At 64.3% G+C, this 17,182-nt stretch carries 12 protein-coding genes; 2 read left to right on the plus strand and 10 right to left on the minus strand.

All coding sequences use genetic code 11. The features are described 5' to 3' along the window. Positions 1 to 50: 50 nt before the first annotated feature. From BerOc1_RS02280 to carB, 8 genes are all read right to left on the minus strand, one after another. Positions 51 to 2,078, minus strand: a complete 2,028-nt coding sequence (locus tag BerOc1_RS02280; protein WP_071544095.1) for a methyl-accepting chemotaxis protein — start codon at positions 2,076 to 2,078, stop codon at positions 51 to 53. Between the two features lie 248 nt (positions 2,079 to 2,326). Beyond that, positions 2,327 to 2,665: a phenylpyruvate tautomerase MIF-related protein gene (locus BerOc1_RS02285; RefSeq protein WP_071544096.1), complete on the minus strand. Its 339-nt coding sequence runs from the start codon at positions 2,663 to 2,665 to the stop codon at positions 2,327 to 2,329. Between the two features lie 11 nt (positions 2,666 to 2,676). Next, the gene (locus tag BerOc1_RS02290; protein WP_071544097.1) at positions 2,677 to 3,459 is read right to left on the minus strand and encodes a PhzF family phenazine biosynthesis protein; all 783 of its coding nucleotides are present in this window, start codon (positions 3,457 to 3,459) and stop codon (positions 2,677 to 2,679) included. Positions 3,460 to 3,476: 17 nt separating this feature from the next. Next, a complete protein-coding gene (locus BerOc1_RS02295; RefSeq protein WP_071544098.1) occupies positions 3,477 to 5,825 on the minus strand; it encodes a penicillin-binding protein 1A in 2,349 nt (782 codons plus the stop codon). A 10-nt stretch (positions 5,826 to 5,835) separates the two neighbouring features. Continuing rightward, positions 5,836 to 6,399 carry a YkgJ family cysteine cluster protein gene (locus tag BerOc1_RS02300; RefSeq protein ID WP_071544099.1) on the minus strand — a complete coding sequence of 188 codons (564 nt, stop codon included), beginning with the start codon at positions 6,397 to 6,399 and terminating at the stop codon, positions 5,836 to 5,838. Next, complete coding sequence (locus BerOc1_RS02305) at positions 6,399 to 7,412, minus strand: KpsF/GutQ family sugar-phosphate isomerase (protein WP_071544100.1); 1,014 nt, start codon at positions 7,410 to 7,412, stop codon at positions 6,399 to 6,401. The genes BerOc1_RS02300 and BerOc1_RS02305 overlap by 1 nt, the downstream gene beginning before the upstream one ends. A gap of 125 nt (positions 7,413 to 7,537) precedes the next feature. Continuing rightward, on the minus strand, positions 7,538 to 8,950 hold the full coding sequence (gene purF, locus BerOc1_RS02310; protein ID WP_071544101.1) for an amidophosphoribosyltransferase: 1,413 nt from the start codon (positions 8,948 to 8,950) through the stop codon (positions 7,538 to 7,540). 29 nt (positions 8,951 to 8,979) lie between these two features. After that, the gene (carB, locus tag BerOc1_RS02315; RefSeq protein WP_071544102.1) at positions 8,980 to 12,213 is read right to left on the minus strand and encodes a carbamoyl-phosphate synthase large subunit; all 3,234 of its coding nucleotides are present in this window, start codon (positions 12,211 to 12,213) and stop codon (positions 8,980 to 8,982) included. Positions 12,214 to 12,611: 398 nt separating this feature from the next. Here carB and BerOc1_RS02320 point away from each other — a divergent pair, with 398 nt between their 5' ends. After that, positions 12,612 to 12,893, plus strand: a complete 282-nt coding sequence (locus tag BerOc1_RS02320) for a FeoA family protein (protein WP_071544103.1) — start codon at positions 12,612 to 12,614, stop codon at positions 12,891 to 12,893. Between the two features lie 162 nt (positions 12,894 to 13,055). Next, a complete protein-coding gene (locus BerOc1_RS02325; protein ID WP_071544104.1) occupies positions 13,056 to 14,006 on the plus strand; it encodes a YbgA family protein in 951 nt (316 codons plus the stop codon). 56 nt (positions 14,007 to 14,062) lie between these two features. Here BerOc1_RS02325 and BerOc1_RS02330 read toward each other — a convergent pair whose 3' ends face one another. After that, on the minus strand, positions 14,063 to 14,833 hold the full coding sequence (locus BerOc1_RS02330) for a hypothetical protein (protein WP_129586466.1): 771 nt from the start codon (positions 14,831 to 14,833) through the stop codon (positions 14,063 to 14,065). 400 nt (positions 14,834 to 15,233) lie between these two features. After that, positions 15,234 to 17,171: a methionine--tRNA ligase gene (metG, locus tag BerOc1_RS02335; RefSeq protein WP_071544106.1), complete on the minus strand. Its 1,938-nt coding sequence runs from the start codon at positions 17,169 to 17,171 to the stop codon at positions 15,234 to 15,236. Positions 17,172 to 17,182: the final 11 nt, after the last annotated feature.

Raw genomic sequence — 17,182 nt, forward strand, 5'->3', positions numbered from 1 at the left:
GGGGTTTATTCATTGGGCTGAGATGGGGGCGGCCGTGACGGCCGCCCTTTCTATTGCACGGCTCCCAGCTTGCGGCTTTCGGCCTTGCCGGGCAAGACCCTCTCGGACTCCCGTTCCTCGCCGCCCAGGTGGCCGATGATCGCCTGCAGGGTCTCGGCCATGTCGGCCAGGCCCGCTATGACCGAGGCGGCCTGCTGCACGTCCTCGGCCGTGGCCGAGGCCAGCCGGCTGACGTCCAGCACCGCGCCGCTGATCTCCTCGCTGGCCGCGGACTGCTGACGGGCCGCGATGGCTATGCCCTCGATCCTGTCGGCAACATTGGCCGAGAACTCCCTGATGTTCCGGAAGGCGTCCACGGAATTGCCGACCTCGCCGTTGGCCGAGGCCACGTGGGCCAGGGTCTCCTTCACGTCGTGAATGTTGCGGCCCGTGGCCTCCTGGATGGCGGTGATGCGCTCCTCCACTTCCTTGGTGGCGACCATGGTCTTTTCGGCCAGCTTGCGCACTTCGTCGGCCACCACCGCGAAACCCCGCCCGGCATCGCCCGCGCGGGCGGCCTCGATGGCCGCGTTCAGGGCCAGCAGGTTGGTCTGGTCCGCGATTTCGTTGATCACGCTGATGACCTGGCCGATGGATTCGGTGTCCGAGCCCAGCCGGGCCATGCCCTCCTCCAGCACCGAGACCGTCCCGGCCACCTCGGCCATGGACTTCTCGGCCCGATGGACCACCTGGATGCCCTGGCTGGCCTCGGTGCTGGCCTCGTTGGCCAGCCCCGACGCGTCGCTCACGTTCATGGCCACCTCGTTGACCGTGGCGTTCATCTCCTCCATGGCCGTGGCCGACTCGGACATGCGCTCCTGTTGCGTGATCGCGCTTCCGGCGATCTTCCCGGTGCGCTCCTTGAGGTCCCGGGACACCGTGGCCAGCTTCCGGGCCACCTCGTCGGCACGCCCGGCGGCCTCGCCCATGCGTTCCAGCAGAGTCTGGACGCGCTCCTGCTGGGCCAAAGCCTCGTCCCGCGCCCGCCCCGCCTCTCCGGCCTGGGTGCGGGCGTCCTCCTCCATCTTCCGCGACTTGGCGATCACGGCGCGGAGATTGGCGACCATGTCCACCAGTACGCCCTTGAGTTCGCCCAGCTCGGCCCGAAACACTCCTTGGGGCTGCGCGTCGAGGTCGCCCCCGGCCACGCTGCGGGCAAAGGCGTTGAGGCGCATGAGCGGGCTGTTGATGGACCGCATCACCCACAGGAGCAAGAGCAGAATGGCCGCGCCCACGCCCAGCTCCACGCCGAGCACGCCGTAGTCGATCATCCGCGCGTCGTGAAGCGACTGGGCCGCACTGCTCTCGGCGATTTCGTCGTAGACCGGCTCCAGGGAACGGGCCGCCTCCACCAATCCGCCGGTGATGTCCGCGATCCGCTTCTCCCGGTCCACATAATTGTTGAAGGCGTCGAGATAGCCCTGCAACGCCTTGAGCTGCCCGGCCCCCTCCCCGGGAGTGTACCCGGACGAGAGCATGGCCCGCAGCTCCTGCGCGCCCTTGGCCACGCGGCCCACGTACTGGGTGTCGCCCCGAATGATGTAGTTCTTTTCATGCCGCCGCATCTGGAGCAGCTTGATGACGAACTCCTCGCTCATGGCCGTCTTGGCGAACTCGGCCTCCATGTTACGGGCCGCCTGGATGAACGCCCAGCGCAGCCCCTCCTTCATGGTCAGCCCCATGGCCACGTAATGGTCGTTCACCTGGATCAGCGCCTCCCGGTATTGCCGCAGGATGTCCAGGGCCTCGCGGCAGCGGTCGGCCAGACCCGGCTTGATCCGGACAATTTCTTCAAGCACCTGCCCGGCCTTGTCCGCATCTTCCAGGGCCTTGCGGGTATATTGCTCGTCCTTGCGCAATAAAAAGTTCTTTTCATGCCGCCGCGCCTGGAGAAACAGAACGGTGCCCTCCCTCGCCAGCGCGGCCAGCTTGCGTGTCTTGATCACGTATTGCCCGCCCACGTAATTCACCGCGAAGATTCCGGCCAGGCCCAGCAGCACGGACACAAAGATCAGGATCAGCTTGTTCTTGATGCTCATGAATGCCCCCTCATGAAAAACAGCGTTGCGAAAAGCTAAAAGAGTGCAAAAGGTGTGCACAAGAATTATTCAATGATTTCTTGTTGATAATCGCGCAACGTTGCGCAATTTCGATTTGCGCAACCATTTTCACCGGCAATCGGCACTATGCGTCCGAGAGAGGGGAAAACGAAAAAGCCCGGTCGGACCGGGCCTCGCAAAAGCCGCCGTACGGCCTGTCGGAAAGAAAGGAGATGGACCGGGGACGCCTAGAACGTCCCGCCATCCCAGCCGAAGAGGTGGCGCTTGATGTCGCCGAAGGCGATGTACACGCGGTTGGCCGGGATGGACAGTTCCCGGTTCAGGTACCCGCTTATGGCGGCGGAGAACTCCGGGGTGCGGTCCTCGGGCAGACCGATGGAGTCAAGAGTGACGAAGGCCGCCGGGTCGCCGGTGCCGCCGAAGAGCAGCTTTTTGCCCGACTCCAGTTCGGCCAGGACGTAGGCCTCGGGCTTGCCGAGCAGTTCGGCGGCCAGGGCGGACAACCCTTTGAGGCAGGCCTCCTCGTCGGGCGCGATAACGTTGGTCTCCACTTTGATGAACGGCATGGCGGTCCTCCTTAGAGGTGGATGATTCCGGTCATGTAGGTCACGGCGTTGCCGGATATTTTGACCCGGTCGCCGAGGTATTCGCAGCGCAGGGAGCCGCCCCGCCTGGAGGCCTGGTAGGAGGAGAACGAGGACTTGCCCAAGCGGTCCGCCCAGTACGGGACCAGGGTGCAGTGGGCCGACCCGGTGACCGGGTCCTCGGGCACGGAATCGCCGGACACGAAGACGCGGGACACGAAGTCGTGGTCCATGCCGGGCGCGGTGCAGATGAGGCACAGCCCGTCCAGGCCCGAGACAAGGCGGAAGTCGGGGTCAAGCGCACGGATCTCGTCCTCGGTCTCGAAAACGGCCATCATGTCGCGGCCGCCCATGTACAGTTCGGCGGGCCGCGCCCCCAGAGCCGCGGCCACCCGTTCGGTGACCTGGCTCTTGGCGCAGGACCAGGCCGGGAAGTCCATGGAATAGCCGTCGCCCTCGCGGTCCACGAAGAGCCGCCCGCTCTTGGTCTCGAAGACCACGACCGGGTCGGTGTAGTCCAGGTGGCGGTAGAGGACGTGGGCGCTGGCCAGGGTGGCGTGGCCGCACAGGTCGATCTCGATCTCCGGGGTGAACCAGCGCAGTTCGAAGTACTCGCCCTTGCGCACGAAGAAAGCGGTCTCGGCCAGGTTGTTTTCCTGGGCGATGCGCATCATCAACTCGTCGGACAACCACTCGTAGAGCGGGACCACGGCCGCCGGGTTGCCGGTGAAGACCTCGTCCGCGAATGCGTCCACCTGATAGAGATCGAGTTCCATGGCCCCCCCCCAACTGCCTAGAAGGTTTGCTTGAACAAATCGTCGGCCGACGCCGGGGCCTCTCCGCTCCCGCCGTACGGGCGGGCCGTTTCCGTGGGCTCGGAGCCCACCTTGAACGGCAGGAAGAACTCCTGGGTCGAGGACGGCGAGGCGAGCTTGCCCGTGTCGCCGTCCACCTTGACCATAACAATTCCCGGCGGCTGGGTGAAGTCCTCATAGGGATAATCGTTCTCCACCTCCTTGCGGTAGTCCACCCAGATGGGCGAGGCAGCGCGCGAGCCGGTCTCCCACTTGCCCATGGGGGTCAGCTCGTCGAAACCGACGTACACGCCGGTCAGCAGGTACGGGGCGTAGCCCATGAACCAGGCGTCCTGCTCCATGTTCGAGGTGCCGGTCTTGCCCGCCACGGGCCTGCCCAGGACCTTGGCGCGCCAGCCGGTGCCGTTCTGGACCACCTGCTTCATGAGCGTGGCCATGATGTAGGCGGTCTGCGGACTGATGGCGTCCACGGCCTCGGGCTTGGAGGAGTACAGCTCGTCGCCCCAGGCGGACTTCACGGACAGGACCGTGCGCGGTTTGATGTAGGACCCGCCACGCGGGAAGGTGGTATAGGCCTCGCACAGGTTCATGGGAGTGACCACGGCCGAGCCCAGGGACACGGACAGGTCGACGGGGAAGTCGGTGTCCAGGCCCATGGCCTTGGCCCGGTCGATGATGGTCCGGATGCCGATCTTCTGGGCGATGCGGATGGTGCACAGGTTCTTGGACTTGACCAGGGCTGTGCGCAGCAGGGTCGGTCCGTCGAAGGTGCCCTCGAAGTTCTCGGGCCGCCACAGCTTGCCCTCGGCGTCGTTGGCGTAGACGATGGGCGCGTCGAGCACGATGGAGGCAGGGGTGAAGCCGTTGTCGATGGCCGCCGAGTAGACGATGGGCTTGAAGGCCGAACCGGGCTGGCGTCTGGCCTGGGTGGCCCGGTTGAACTGACTGGTGGCGAAGGAATAGCCGCCCACCAGGGCGACGACCTCGCCGGTGCCGGGCTTGATGGAGACCAGCGCGCCCTGGACCTCCGGTTCGCGTTCCAGGTCGAGAATCCAGGTGCCGTCCTCGTTTTTCGGGGCCGTGTCCACGGTCACCCAGACCACGTCACCCATCTTGAGGATCTTGCGGGCGTCGGTCGGGTCGGGCACGTCCTCGTGGCTCTTCCGGATATCGGGCTCGCGCACCCACCACATGGCCTTGATGGGGATTTCCCCCTTGAACCTGCCGAAACGGACCAGGGCCTTGTCCTTGGCCACCTTGGTCACGAAGGCCTTGAGGAGCTGGTCCTTGGCCATGATGTTGTCCGTGGTCTGCGGCCCTTCCTCGAGGATTCGCGGTTCGTCCGCCGCGGTGAAATGGCCGACCGGGCCGATCCAGCCGCGCCGTTTGGCCGAGTCGATAAGCCCGCGCCGCAACGCCTTCTCGGCGGCCGCCTGGTGCTTGAGATCGCACGGGGTGGTCACGGTCAGGCCGCCGTTGTAGACCTCGTCCTCGCCGTACTGGTCGACGAGCCAGCGGCGGACTTCCTCGAGGTAGTACGCGCCCACCTGCCAGGACGGGTCGTCCATGGACTTGAGTTCGATGGGCTCGACCAGCGCCTCCTGATACTGCTCCTCGGTGATCCATCCGAGATTGCGCATCTGGCCGAGGACGTATTCCTGGCGCTGCCGGGCAAGCTGGTAGTTCTGGTAGGGGTTGTACCGCGTGGGGGCCTGGGGCAGCCCCGCGATCATGGCCGCCTGGGCCACGGTCAGGTCCTTGGCGTGCTTGGCGAAATAGGTCCGGGCGGCGGCCTCCACGCCGTAGGAGTGCGCACCCAGGAAGATATGGTTCAGGTAGATGGTCAGGATCTCTTCCTTGGTCAGGTAGTTCTCCAGACGAAAGGCGAGGATGGCCTCCTTGAGCTTTCTCTTGTAGCTGCGCTCGGAGGTCAGCAGGAGGCGCTTGATGATCTGCTGGGTGATGGTCGAGCCGCCCTGCTTGGTTCGCCCGGCCATGAGATTGGCCTTGAAGGCGCGGACGATGGCGGTCAGGTCCACGCCGTCGTGCTCGTAGAAGGAGGCATCCTCGGCGGCCAGGAACGCCTTGGGAATCCACGGGCTCATCTGGTCCAGAGTGACCAGGAACCGCTTCTCCTTGTAGAAATAGCCGAGCACCTGGTTATCCTGGGCGTAGACCGTGGTCACCAGCGGCGGCTTGTAGTCGGTGATGTTCTTGAATCCGGGCAGGTCGTTCGAGGCCCAATGGTAGAGCCAGACGGCCCCGCCGATGCCCGAGAGGATGCAAGCGAGCACGAATATACAGAATATCTTAAGGAATTTCTTCATGTTCCATCCATCAGAAGGTTTTCTTGACCGGGTTCGCGCCCTTGGACGGGGGCAGTCCCCAGACCAGGCGCAATCGGCCGTACAGATCCTTCACGGTCGCCTTGTTGGTGTCAAGGATGTCGAGAATCCGGGCCAGGGTGCCCCCTTCCCGCCGGGCGAGACAGGTGGGGGTGTCGAAATGCGTGACCGTGCGACCCGCCATCCAGAAGGGAAAGAGGCGGCAGTAGTAGGGGCGCGCCTCCTGCGGGATCTCGCAGCCCAGCGGGCCGAGAAAGCGGCACGCGCCCATGGAATCCACGGCCAGCCGGAAGTGCTCCTTGCCCTCGGGAAAGATGCGCCGGACCTCCTCCTCTTCGCCGGGGAAGAGGCGGCAGGCGTAGTCGATGAACGCCTTGGAGTTGGGCGAGACCACGAAGCCGCCGGTGTACGGCACCAGCTCCTGGATGCGCTCCTTCTCGGTCTGGGACAGGGGGAAGCAGTACTCCTCCTGGCCCGTGGTGATGCGGCAGCAGGTCGGCCCCTGGAAGGAGCAGCGCCTGCAGACGTCGGCGTCTTCGGTACGGGTCCGGGCCATCAACCGGCTCCCCCGCCGTTGCCTCCCGAAAAGGTCAGCTCGCCCTTGCCGAGCAGGTCGTGCAGGTGGACCATGCCCGCCAACCGCCCGTCATCGCGGACCACGGGCAAAACGGTGATCTGGCTGCGCTCCATGAAATCGAGCACGCGGGCCGAGGACTCCCCGGCCGTGGCCCTTCTCGGCGACACGGTCATGACCGCGCTCACCGGGCGGTCCATGTCGAGCCCCCCGGCGCAGACCAGGCGGCGCACGTCGCCGTCGGTCAGCACGCCTTTGAGCAGCGTGGCCCCATCGACCACGGCCACCAGGCCGAGCCCGCCGCCGTTCAGGGTGGCCAGGGCGTCCCTCAGGGCGGCCTCTTCCCGGACCACGGGCAGACCGTCGCTGTGCATAAGTTGATCCACGCAGGTGGCCAGCCGCTGGCCCAGCGAACCGCCGGGATGAAACCGCTTGAAATCGTCCTGGCCGAAAGACTTCCACTCCATCAGGCAGACGGCCAGAGCGTCGCCCACGGCCAGCTGCGCGGTGGTGGAGGACGTCGGGGCCAAGCCCATGGGGCACGCCTCGCGCGGCACGCGGACCTGGATGTGGACGTCGGAGAGCCCGGCCATGGGCGAGGCCGGGTTGGAGGTCATGGCGATGACCGTGGCCCCCAGGGATTTGAGCGTGGGCAGGATGGCGTTGACCTCGTCGGTGGCCCCGGAGTTGGACAGAGCCAGGACCACGTCCTCGTCCCGGATCATGCCCAGATCGCCGTGGGCCCCCTCCACCGGATGGAGGAAGAAGGACGGCGTGCCCGTGGAGGACAGGGTGGCCGCGATCTTGCGGCCCACCAGCCCGGACTTGCCCAAGCCGGTGATGACCACCCTGCCCGTGCACTTGGCCATGGCGGTCAAGGCTTCAATAAACGGCCCGTCCAACTGGTCGCGCACGGCCTCAAGCCCCTGGACCTCTATGTCCAGAACCTCGCGGGCCAGCTCCAGCCAGTCCTTGCGTTCGGATGTACATGCCATGCGTTGTTCTCCCGAATAGGAACCGGAACGGACGCGAAAACGCGTCCTCCCGGCGGGCGGCCCTAGCGCCGCCCCATCCCGGCCGTGCCCCTGTCAGGGGGTGCCGGGCGTTGATGATTCGCTGCCTAGCAGAATTCCTTGATGATTCCGGGCGCGGCCTCCAGGCAGTCCTTGCCCATGCGGTCGGCCAGAGGCACCGGATAGTTGCCGTCGAAGCAGGCCAGGCACCATTCATCCTGGGTCACGGAGTCGAGCAGACCGGGGATGGACAGGTAGTGCAGGGAATCGAGCCCCATGAACCGCGCGATGTCCTCCACCGAGTGGTTGGCCGCGATGAGTTCGCCCTTGGAGGAGAAGTCGATGCCGTAGAAACAGGGGAAGCGGATGGGCGGACAGCTGACCCGCAGGTGGATCTCCCGCGCGCCCAGCTCGCGCAACTTCTTGACGCGCGCCCGGATGGTCGTGCCGCGCACGATGGAGTCCTCGATGATGATGATCCTCTTGCCCTGGATCATGGACTTGACCGGGTTGAGCTTCACCCGGACCGAGAAGTCGCGCATGTCCTGCGAGGGCTGGATGAAGGTCCGTCCCACGTAGTGGTTGCGGATCATGGCCAGCTCCAGGGGCAGGCCGGACTCCTGGGAGTAGCCCACGGCCGCGTAGTTGCCCGAATCCGGGAACGGCATGACCAGGTCCGCGTCCACCGGAGCCTCCTTGGCCAGCATGACGCCCATGGCCTTGCGCCGCTCGTAGACCACGTCGCCGAAGATATGGGAGTCGGGCCGGGCGAAGTAGATGAGCTCGAAGATGCACTTGCTGCACCGGATGGGCTCGGCGAAGCGGTGGCTGCTCAGCTTGTTCTTGTGGACCACGACCATCTCGCCGGGGTCCAGGGGACGCAGGTACTCGGCCTCGACCAGGTCGAAGGCGCAGGTTTCGGAGGCGAAGACGTAGTTGCCGCCCACGCTGCCGAGGACCAGGGGCCTGAAGCCGTTGGGGTCCTTGACCGCGATCATCTTGTCGTTGGCCAGGATGAGCATGGAGTAGGCCCCGCGCACCCGGTTGCACGCCTTGCCCACGGCCTCCTCGATGGTTTCGGACTCATGCAGGTATTTGATGATCAGGTGGGCGAAGACCTCGGTGTCCATGGTGGTCTGGAAGATGGACCCGTTCTGCTCCAGCTCGGTGCGCAACTCGTAGGTGTTGACCAGGTTGCCGTTGTGGGCCACGGCCAGGCGCAGGTCGCCGTGGCGGACCAGGAACGGCTGGGCGTTGCGGATCAGGGACGCGCCCGTGGTGGAGTAACGGATATGGCCCATGGCGATGGAGCCCTTGAGCTCCTTGCCCAGGTGCCGCTCGTTGAACACGTCGGCCACCAGGCCCATGCCCTTCTGTTCGCGGATCCTCTCGCCATCCCAGGTAACGATGCCCGCGGACTCCTGCCCGCGGTGCTGCAGCGCGTACAGACCGAAATAGGTCATGCGCGCCGCCTCCTTGTTGCCGTAGATGCCGAAAAGACCGCAATACTCTTTTTTCATGGAAACTCTCTCGTGTGTCCGGCTTCTCTCTAGCCGTAATATTCTTGCAGGCTCTTCACTTGCAGCCCGGTTTGTCTGAGTTCGCATATGGCCTGCACCACCGCGCGGGCCCCGGACACCGTGGTGGTGTAGGGGATGTCGTACAGCAGCGCGTTCTGGCGGATCATCTTGGCGTCGCCCACGGTCTTCTTGCCCGAAGGCGTGTTGATGACCAGGTCGAACGCCCCGTTCTTGATGTGGTCTACCACGTGGGGCCGCTGGCCCTCGTGGACCTTGTGGACCTTTTCCACGTTGACGCCCTTCTCCATGAGGAAGTCGGCCGTGCCGCCCGTGGCCGCCACCTTGAAGCCCATGGCCTCGAAGTCCTTGGCCACCAGCACGATCTTGGACTTGTCCCAGTCGTTGACGGACATGAAGACCGTGCCGCTGGTCGGCAGCTTCTGGCCCGCGGCCAGCTGCGACTTCATGTAGGCCAGGCCGAAGCTCGGGTCGATGCCCATGACTTCGCCGGTGGAACGCATCTCGGGTCCGAGCAGGACGTCCACGTTGGGGAAGCGGTTGAACGGGAAGACCGACTCCTTGACCGAGACGTGGCCTTTCTTGCGCAGCTCCCAGGGCTTCAGGTCCTTGAGCTTCTCGCCGAGCATGACCCTCGTGGCCATCTTGGCCAGGGGCACGCCCGTGGCCTTGGACACGAAGGGCACCGTGCGCGAGGCGCGCGGGTTGACCTCGATGATGTAGACCTCGTTGTCCTTGATGGCGAACTGAACGTTCATCAGCCCGACCACGCCCAGTTCCTTGGCCATGGCCACGGTCTGTCGCTCGATCTCGCGGATCAGCTCGGCGGACAGCGAATACGGCGGCAGCACCGAGGCGGAGTCGCCAGAGTGGATGCCCGCCTCCTCGATGTGCTCCATGACCCCGCCGATGTACACGTCCTCGCCGTCGGCCAGGGCGTCCACGTCCACCTCGATGGCGTATTCGAGGAACTTGTCGATCAGGGTCGGGTGCTCCGGGGAGACCAAGGCCGAATGGCGGAAGTAGTGGTCGAACTCGTCCATGGAGTAGACGATGTCCATGCCCCGGCCGCCGAGCACATAGGACGGGCGCAGGACCAGCGGGAAGGTCAGCTTCTCAGCGATCTCGCGGGCCTGGACCATGGACATGGCCGTGCCGTTGGGCGGCTGCTTGAGGTTCAGCTTGTTCAGGAACTGCTTGAACCGCTCGCGGTCCTCGGCGCGGTCGATGGCGTCCGGGCTGGTGCCTATCAAGGGCACGCCCGCGTTCATCAGCCGCAGCGCCAGGTTGAGCGGGGTCTGGCCGCCGAACTGGACGATGACTCCGTCCGGCTTCTCGAACTCGATGATGTTCATGACGTCCTCGAAGGTCAGGGGCTCGAAGTAGAGCTTGTCCGAGGTGTCGTAGTCGGTGGAGACCGTCTCCGGGTTGGAGTTGACCATGATCGACTCCACGCCCATCTCTTTCAGCGTGAAGGAGGAGTGGCAGCAGCAGTAGTCGAACTCGATGCCCTGGCCGATGCGGTTGGGACCGCCGCCCAGGATGACGATCTTCTTGCGGTCCTCGCGGACGTTCTCCTGCCCGGTCTCGTAGGTGGAATAATAGTACGGGGTGTAGGCCTCGAACTCGGCGGCGCAGGTGTCGACCAGGTAGTAGGTCGGCTCGATGCCCAGCTCCTTGCGAAGGCTGCGCACCGCGTCCTCGCTGGTCCGCCACATGGACGCCAGCTGCGGGTCGGAATAGCCGTATTCCTTGGCCTTCCTAAGCATTTCGGCCATACCCTCGGCCTCCGCGGTCACGCCCTCGCGCTTGCCGAAGTCGATGAGCGCGTGCTCCATGTCGACGATGTCCTTGAACTGGCGCAGGAACCACGGGTCGATCTTGGTGGCCTCGAAGACTTCCTCCTCGGTCATGCCGCAGTTGAGCGCGTTGCGCAGGGCGTACAGCCGCTGGGAGTTGGGACGGCGCAGGAGCCTGAGGACCTCGTTGCGGTCGATGTCGCAGTTGTCGAACTGCTCGCCCAGGCCGGGGTGGCCGGTCTCGAGCGAACGCAATCCCTTCTGCAGCGCTTCCTTGAAAGTCCGACCGATGGCCATGGTCTCGCCCACGGACTTCATGGCCGTGGTCAGGTAGTCCTCGGTGCCCGGGAACTTCTCGAAGGTGAAGCGGGGTATCTTGACCACGCAGTAGTCGATGGCCGGTTCGAACGAGGCCATGGTCTCGCGGGTGATGTCGTTGGGAATCTCGTCCAGGGTGTAGCCCACGGCCAGCTTGGCCGCGATCTTGGCGATGGGAAAGCCGGTGGCCTTGGAGGCCAGGGCCGACGACCGGGACACGCGCGGGTTCATCTCGATGATGATCAGCTCGCCGTCCTCGGGGTTGATGGCGAACTGGACGTTGGACCCGCCGGTCTCCACGCCGATCTCGCGCATGACCGCGAGCGACGCGTCCCTGAGGCGCTGATACTCGTCGTCGGTCAGGGTCTGGGCCGGGGCCACGGTGACCGAGTCGCCGGTGTGCACGCCCATGGGATCCAGGTTCTCGATGGAGCAGATGATCACGCAGTTGTCCTTCTTGTCCCGCATGACCTCCAGCTCGTACTCCTTCCAGCCGAGGATGGAGCGCTCGAGCATGATCTCGTGCTTCATGGACAGGGCCAGCCCGTTGGAGCAGATCTGTTCCAGCTCCTCCATGTTGTAGGCCACGCCGCCGCCGGAGCCGCCCAGGGTATAGGCGGGCCGGACGATGATCGGGAACGGGATCTTCTCGCCCCACTCGCGCACGTCGTCCATGTTGTGGCAGATGCCGCTCTCGGGCATGCCCAGGCCGATGTTGCGCATGGCCTCGCGGAATTCCTCACGGGATTCCGCCTTGTTGATGACGTCGATGTTGGCGCCGATGAGCTCCACGCCGAACTTGTCGAGCACGCCCATGTCGGCCACGGCCAGGGCCGTGTTCAACCCGGTTTGCCCCCCCAAAGTCGGCAAAAGAGCGTCGGGACGCTCTTTTTCAATGATTCGGGCTACGGTTTCGGGCTCTATGGGCTCGATGTAGGTCGCATCGGCCAGCTCCGGGTCCGTCATGATGGAGGCCGGGTTGGAGTTGACCAGGACCACCTCGTACCCCTCCTCCTTGAGCGCCTTGAGGGCCTGGGTACCGGAGTAGTCGAACTCGCAGGCCTGGCCGATGACAATGGGGCCGGACCCGATCAACATGATCTTCTTGATATCTGTGCGTTTGGGCATTCTGCTCGAAGTAGTTGAAGTTACGGCGGTATTCGAGAGAGGGGGGCGACCCCCTTCCCCTCGCCCGGCTCGGCACCGCCGCCGCCCGCCGGACAAGCAATCTTTATTATAAGGTTATCCCCCGAAACGCAATGGTTATATACCCTGCGCCCATCTTGCGGGAGCCGCGCTTTCATACTTTCCCCACGCCCGCCTCGCCGTCGCCCCCAAGCCGCCGATCGGCCAAGCCTCGGCCCCGAAAAACGCCGCTTGCCAGAGAAGCGTGGCCGTCTCACCGAACCATAAGCATCCCGTGCCGATTGCCAAGAGGGCGTGCAAAGATCGCAGATTCCCGTTGACAGCGCAGAGGTTGATACTTACTCTCAACTTCAACGCAAATTTTGAGGGAAATTCCAGCGATGCAAAAGCCTTTGACCGAGTTTCCGACAGGGTCCGTGGTTCGAATAGCCGGTATAGACGGCGGCCGTCAGGCGCGCGCCCGCATGCTCGCCATGGGCATGACCCCCGGCTGTCCGGTGGAGGTCTTGAGCGGCGGCTCCAACGGATGCCGCGTGCGCGTGCGCGGCTCGGACGTGGTCCTCTGCTGTGGCCTGGCTGGAAAGATCCTGGCCGTGCCCGATGACTCCGACGAAGGCCCCCGTTGCTCCTGCTGCCCCGGCCCCCACGCCAGGGCCTCCTAGCCGGGCTTCCCGACGAATCTCACAAAGCCGTCCATTTGGGCGGCTTTTTTATCGACAGGAAAAGGGAAGAAGCCCCGGGCCGCCACCCACCACTTTGTGATTTTTGCTTGTTTCACGCCGCCGCCCGGTGGTACCCTGGGAGGAAGAATCTTGGGAGGAAAAATGTCCGACAGCATCAAGATCGGCGTCAGCGCCTGCGTGGCCGGGGAAAGGGTCCGTTTCGACCGCACCCACCGGCGCAACGCCTACCTGGCCGAAACCCTGGCCAAGCATGTGGAATTCGTGCCCATCTGCCCGGAGATCGCCTGCGGCATGGGCATTCCGCGCGAACCGCTCAGACAGGTGGATTGCGCGGGCGAAATCCGGCTCATCGGCTACGAGTCGGGCAAGGATCTGACCGCCAAGATGACCAAGTGGGCGCACCGCGTGCTCAAGGGACTGGACAAGGAGGGCGTTTGCGGATTCGTCCTGCGCGTGCACTCCCCGTCCTGTGCGGTGAGCAAGGCCAGGATCCACCCCACCGACGGCAAACCGCCGCATCTCGGCCCCGGCTTCTTCACCCGCCTGCTTCAGGAGCACGATCCCCTGCTGCCCGTGGTCTCCTCCGAAGCATTGCAGAACGCCGTCCTGCGCGAAAATTTCATCCGCAGGGTGTTCGTCCTGCACCGCTGGCGCGCGCTTACGGCCAAGGGAGTGTCCATCGGCAGCCTGGTGGATTTCCACACCCGGCACAAGATGCTCATCCGCGCCCATGACCTGCGCGGCTACCGGGAACTCGGCCGCCTGCTCGGCGAAAGCACCCTGCACAACGCCGAAACCATCTTCGACAAATATGCCACCCTGCTCTTCAAGTCCCTGACCCTCAAGGCCACGCCGAGCAAGAACCGCGACGTGCTTTCCCACGCGGCGGGCTACTTCAAGAAGGACCTGGACGCCGAGGACAAGCGCGAACTGCACGCCGCGATCACCGCCTACGCCAAGGGCAAGGTTCCCCTGCTCGTGCCCGTCACCCTGCTCAACCACTACGCCCGCAAATACCGCAGGCCGTACCTGACCCAGCAGTATTACCTCAATCCAGACCCCGCCGAACTCCAACTCCTCAACCACGCCTGACGAAAAGCCCCCGCAACAATCGTTGCGGGGGCTTTTTCCATTCAAAAAATCGAGGCCTAGCAAAAGGCTGAATGCTCGGGCTCCAGGCGCAATCGTACGCCCTTAAGGTCTCCGCCTCCGGCCAGCCACGCCCGGAGCAGTTCGCGGTTGCGGAAGACCACCGGGTGCGGACAACCGTACCCGGCCTGATCGAGCAATCCGGCCGCCTGGTCGGGGTAGTGCTTGGCCGCGGACAGGCAGGCCAGCAAGTTCAGGCACAACTCGTTCATGGGGAAGCGCAGGGTCATGGCCTTGCCCAGCGGCAGCATGACGTCAGCCAGTCGTCCGGCCCGGTAATAGGCCACGGCCAGGTCGAACTGGGCCGAGTGCAGGCCGGGCAACCGTCCTGCGATGGCCTCGCGTTCCGCCACGCCGTAGGTGATCCGCTCGGCCGCATAGGACGCGCCGTCCAGGTTGCGGACGCGTACGTCGAACCCGTAGCGCCGGGCCCAGAACAGCCCTTCCACGGCCTCGTCCGGGTTCAGCCGCATGTCCAGACGCTGGCACCCGGCCAGCCGCATGGCCTTGAGCAGGCCGTCCGTGGGCACCGTGTCCAGCCGCGCGCTCCACAATACGTTCAGGTCGCGCACGCGCATGTCCAGGCACATGTCCACCACCCGATCGTGGTCCGCGAACATGGCCGCGTCCTCAAAGGCCAGGCTCGACAACCCCCGCTCGCGGACCGCGCGTTCCACTTCGTCCAGACTCCAGTTCCGGTCAAAGCGGACAACACCGCGCGCAAAGGGTTCCCTGTCCCATTCGGCCTTTTCAGGCATGATCGTTCGCATTTCCAATCGCATACGCCACCTTGGACGCCCGTTTTTTGACACCCCGGGCATACCTGACAACGATTATTGCAAACACTTTGCCAAAAGGCATGCCTCCGGCGGCCGGGGGAAGGGAAAGGGAAACCCTTTGAAAAGGGCTTTCCCTTTCCCTTCCCCCGGACCCCCCATCCCCTTTCCCTTCCTAAACTTTTTGTTTGCGCATGCGCGCGTGCGGTGGGTCGAGAAGAGACGTGCGATTGCTCCAAGTCCGACTACCCCAAAAACAATGAGAAAGAGCACTTCAAAACGCTCCTGTACGCCCCTGCCGAAGGCACACAAAAAGTTCTGGACGCCGGAGGCATCCAAACGAAAGGGCCCCGCAATGCGGGGCCCTTTCGTTTGATATGTGTCACTACCGTGGCTAGCTGACTTTGCTGCCCGGGGGGACTTGGCCGGTGGGGGTGAGGAGTTCCATCCCTTTGTCGGTCTTGACGGCCAGGACCATGCCCTGGGAGAGCTGCTTGCGCAGCTTGCGGGGCTTGAGGTTGGCGACCACCACGACCTGTTTGCCGACGAGGTCGGCGGGCTCGAAATAATCGGCCAATCCCGCGACCACCTGGCGCAGGTCCTTGTCGCCGGTATCGACCTTGACCAGCAGGAGCCGGTCGGCGTCCGGGTGTTTCTCCACCTCCCGGACCGTGCCCACGCGCAGGTCGAGCTTCTGGAAATCCTCGAACTCGATCTCGCAGACGGTTTCCTCGGCTTTGTCCTTCTTGGGGGTCTTCTTGGCCTTCTTGGCTGGCTCGGCCGGAGCTTCCTCGGCGGGCAGGTCCACGCGGGGGAAGAGGTTGGAGGTCTCGGCCACGGTGATGTCGGACTCGATCAGTCCCCAGACGTCCAGTTCCTTGGGCAGGTTGACCTTTTCCGGGGCAAACGCGATGCCGAGTTGTTCGAGCATCTTCTCGGACGCCTCGGGCATGACCGGCCACAGGTGCACGGCGATCTTGCGCATGTTCTCGAGGAGCACGTAGATGACCGTGGACAGCCGCCCGGTGTTCCCGGCCTTGAACAGGGCCCAGGGCGCGGTCTCGTCGATGTACTTGTTCAGGCCGCGCACCAATTCCCAGAGCCCTTCCAGGGCGCGGGAGAACTTCAGCTCGGAGAAGAAGTCCTGGAAGGACTGCATGGCGTCCTGGCCGATCTTCTTGATCTCCGCGTCGACCACGTCCTCCACGTCCGGGCGGGGGATTTGGCCGCCGAAGTACTTGTGGGTCATGGACAGGGTGCGGTTGAACAGGTTGCCCAGGTCGTTGGCCAGGTCCGCGTTGAGGCGGCCGACCAGGGCCTTTTCGGAAAAGCTGGAGTCCTGGCCGAAGGACATCTCGCGCAGCAGGAAATAGCGGAAGGCGTCCAGGCCGTAGGCGTCCTTCATGGCCAGGGGCTCGACCACGTTGCCGATGGACTTGGACATCTTGGTGTCTTCCACCAGCCAGTAGCCGTGCACGTTGAGGTGCTGGTACGGCTCGATGCCGGCGGCCTTGAGCATGGTCGGCCAGAAGATGGCGTGGGGTTTGAGGATGTCCTTGGCCACCATGTGATTGGCCACGGGCCAGAATTTCTTGAACTTCTCACCATCGGGCCAGCCCAGAGCGGCCACGTAGTTGATCAGCGCGTCGAACCAGACGTAGGTCACGTAGTCGGCGTCGAACGGCAGTTCGATGCCCCATGTCAGGCGGGACTTGGGCCGGGAGATGCACAGGTCCTCGAGTTCGCCGGACTCGAGCAGGGACACGACCTCGTTGCGGTAGCGTTCGGGCCGGATGAAGTCGGGGTTCTGGTTGATGTGCTCCAGGAGCCAGTCGCGGTACTTGGACATCTTGAAGAAGTAGTTCTTCTCCGCGATGTACTCGGGCTTGGTCTGGTGGTCCGGGCAGAGTCCGTTGACCAGTTCCTTCTCGGTGTAGAACCGCTCGCAGCCGAAGCAGTAGTGGCCGCCGTATTCGCCGAAGTAGATGTCTCCGGCGTCGTAGACCTTCTGCAGGATCTGACGGACCACTTCCTTGTGCCGGGGCTCGGTGGTCCGGATAAAGTCGTTGTTGGAAATGTTCATGTTCGGCCAGAGGTCCTTGAAGAGCTTGCTGATGACGTCAACATACTCCTGGGGCGTCTGTCCGTTGCTTTCCGCGGCCTGGACGATCTTGTCGCCGTGTTCGTCGGTGCCGGTCAGAAAGTAGGTCTCCTCGCCCATGAGCCGGTGGAAGCGATTCAGGGAATCGGCCACCGTGGTGGTGTACGCGTGGCCCAGGTGGGGTTTGGCGTTCACATAGTAAATGGGCGTGGTGATGTAAAAGCGTTGCAAATCGAATTCTC

The sequence above is a fragment of the Pseudodesulfovibrio hydrargyri genome, assembly GCF_001874525.1.
GTDB classification, from domain to species: domain Bacteria; phylum Desulfobacterota; class Desulfovibrionia; order Desulfovibrionales; family Desulfovibrionaceae; genus Pseudodesulfovibrio; species Pseudodesulfovibrio hydrargyri.

Coding starts and splice junctions, on each gene's coding strand:
- BerOc1_RS02295 (WP_071544098.1), bottom strand. CDS start 5,825: ATGAAGAAATTCCTTAAGATATTCTGTATATTCGTGCTCGCTTGCATC.
- purF (WP_071544101.1), bottom strand. CDS start 8,950: ATGAAAAAAGAGTATTGCGGTCTTTTCGGCATCTACGGCAACAAGGAG.
- BerOc1_RS02280 (WP_071544095.1), bottom strand. CDS start 2,078: ATGAGCATCAAGAACAAGCTGATCCTGATCTTTGTGTCCGTGCTGCTG.
- BerOc1_RS02290 (WP_071544097.1), bottom strand. CDS start 3,459: ATGGAACTCGATCTCTATCAGGTGGACGCATTCGCGGACGAGGTCTTC.
- BerOc1_RS02305 (WP_071544100.1), bottom strand. CDS start 7,412: ATGGCATGTACATCCGAACGCAAGGACTGGCTGGAGCTGGCCCGCGAG.
- BerOc1_RS02330 (WP_129586466.1), bottom strand. CDS start 14,833: ATGCGAACGATCATGCCTGAAAAGGCCGAATGGGACAGGGAACCCTTT.
- carB (WP_071544102.1), bottom strand. CDS start 12,213: ATGCCCAAACGCACAGATATCAAGAAGATCATGTTGATCGGGTCCGGC.
- BerOc1_RS02300 (WP_071544099.1), bottom strand. CDS start 6,399: ATGGCCCGGACCCGTACCGAAGACGCCGACGTCTGCAGGCGCTGCTCC.
- BerOc1_RS02325 (WP_071544104.1), top strand. CDS start 13,056: ATGTCCGACAGCATCAAGATCGGCGTCAGCGCCTGCGTGGCCGGGGAA.
- BerOc1_RS02320 (WP_071544103.1), top strand. CDS start 12,612: ATGCAAAAGCCTTTGACCGAGTTTCCGACAGGGTCCGTGGTTCGAATA.
- BerOc1_RS02285 (WP_071544096.1), bottom strand. CDS start 2,665: ATGCCGTTCATCAAAGTGGAGACCAACGTTATCGCGCCCGACGAGGAG.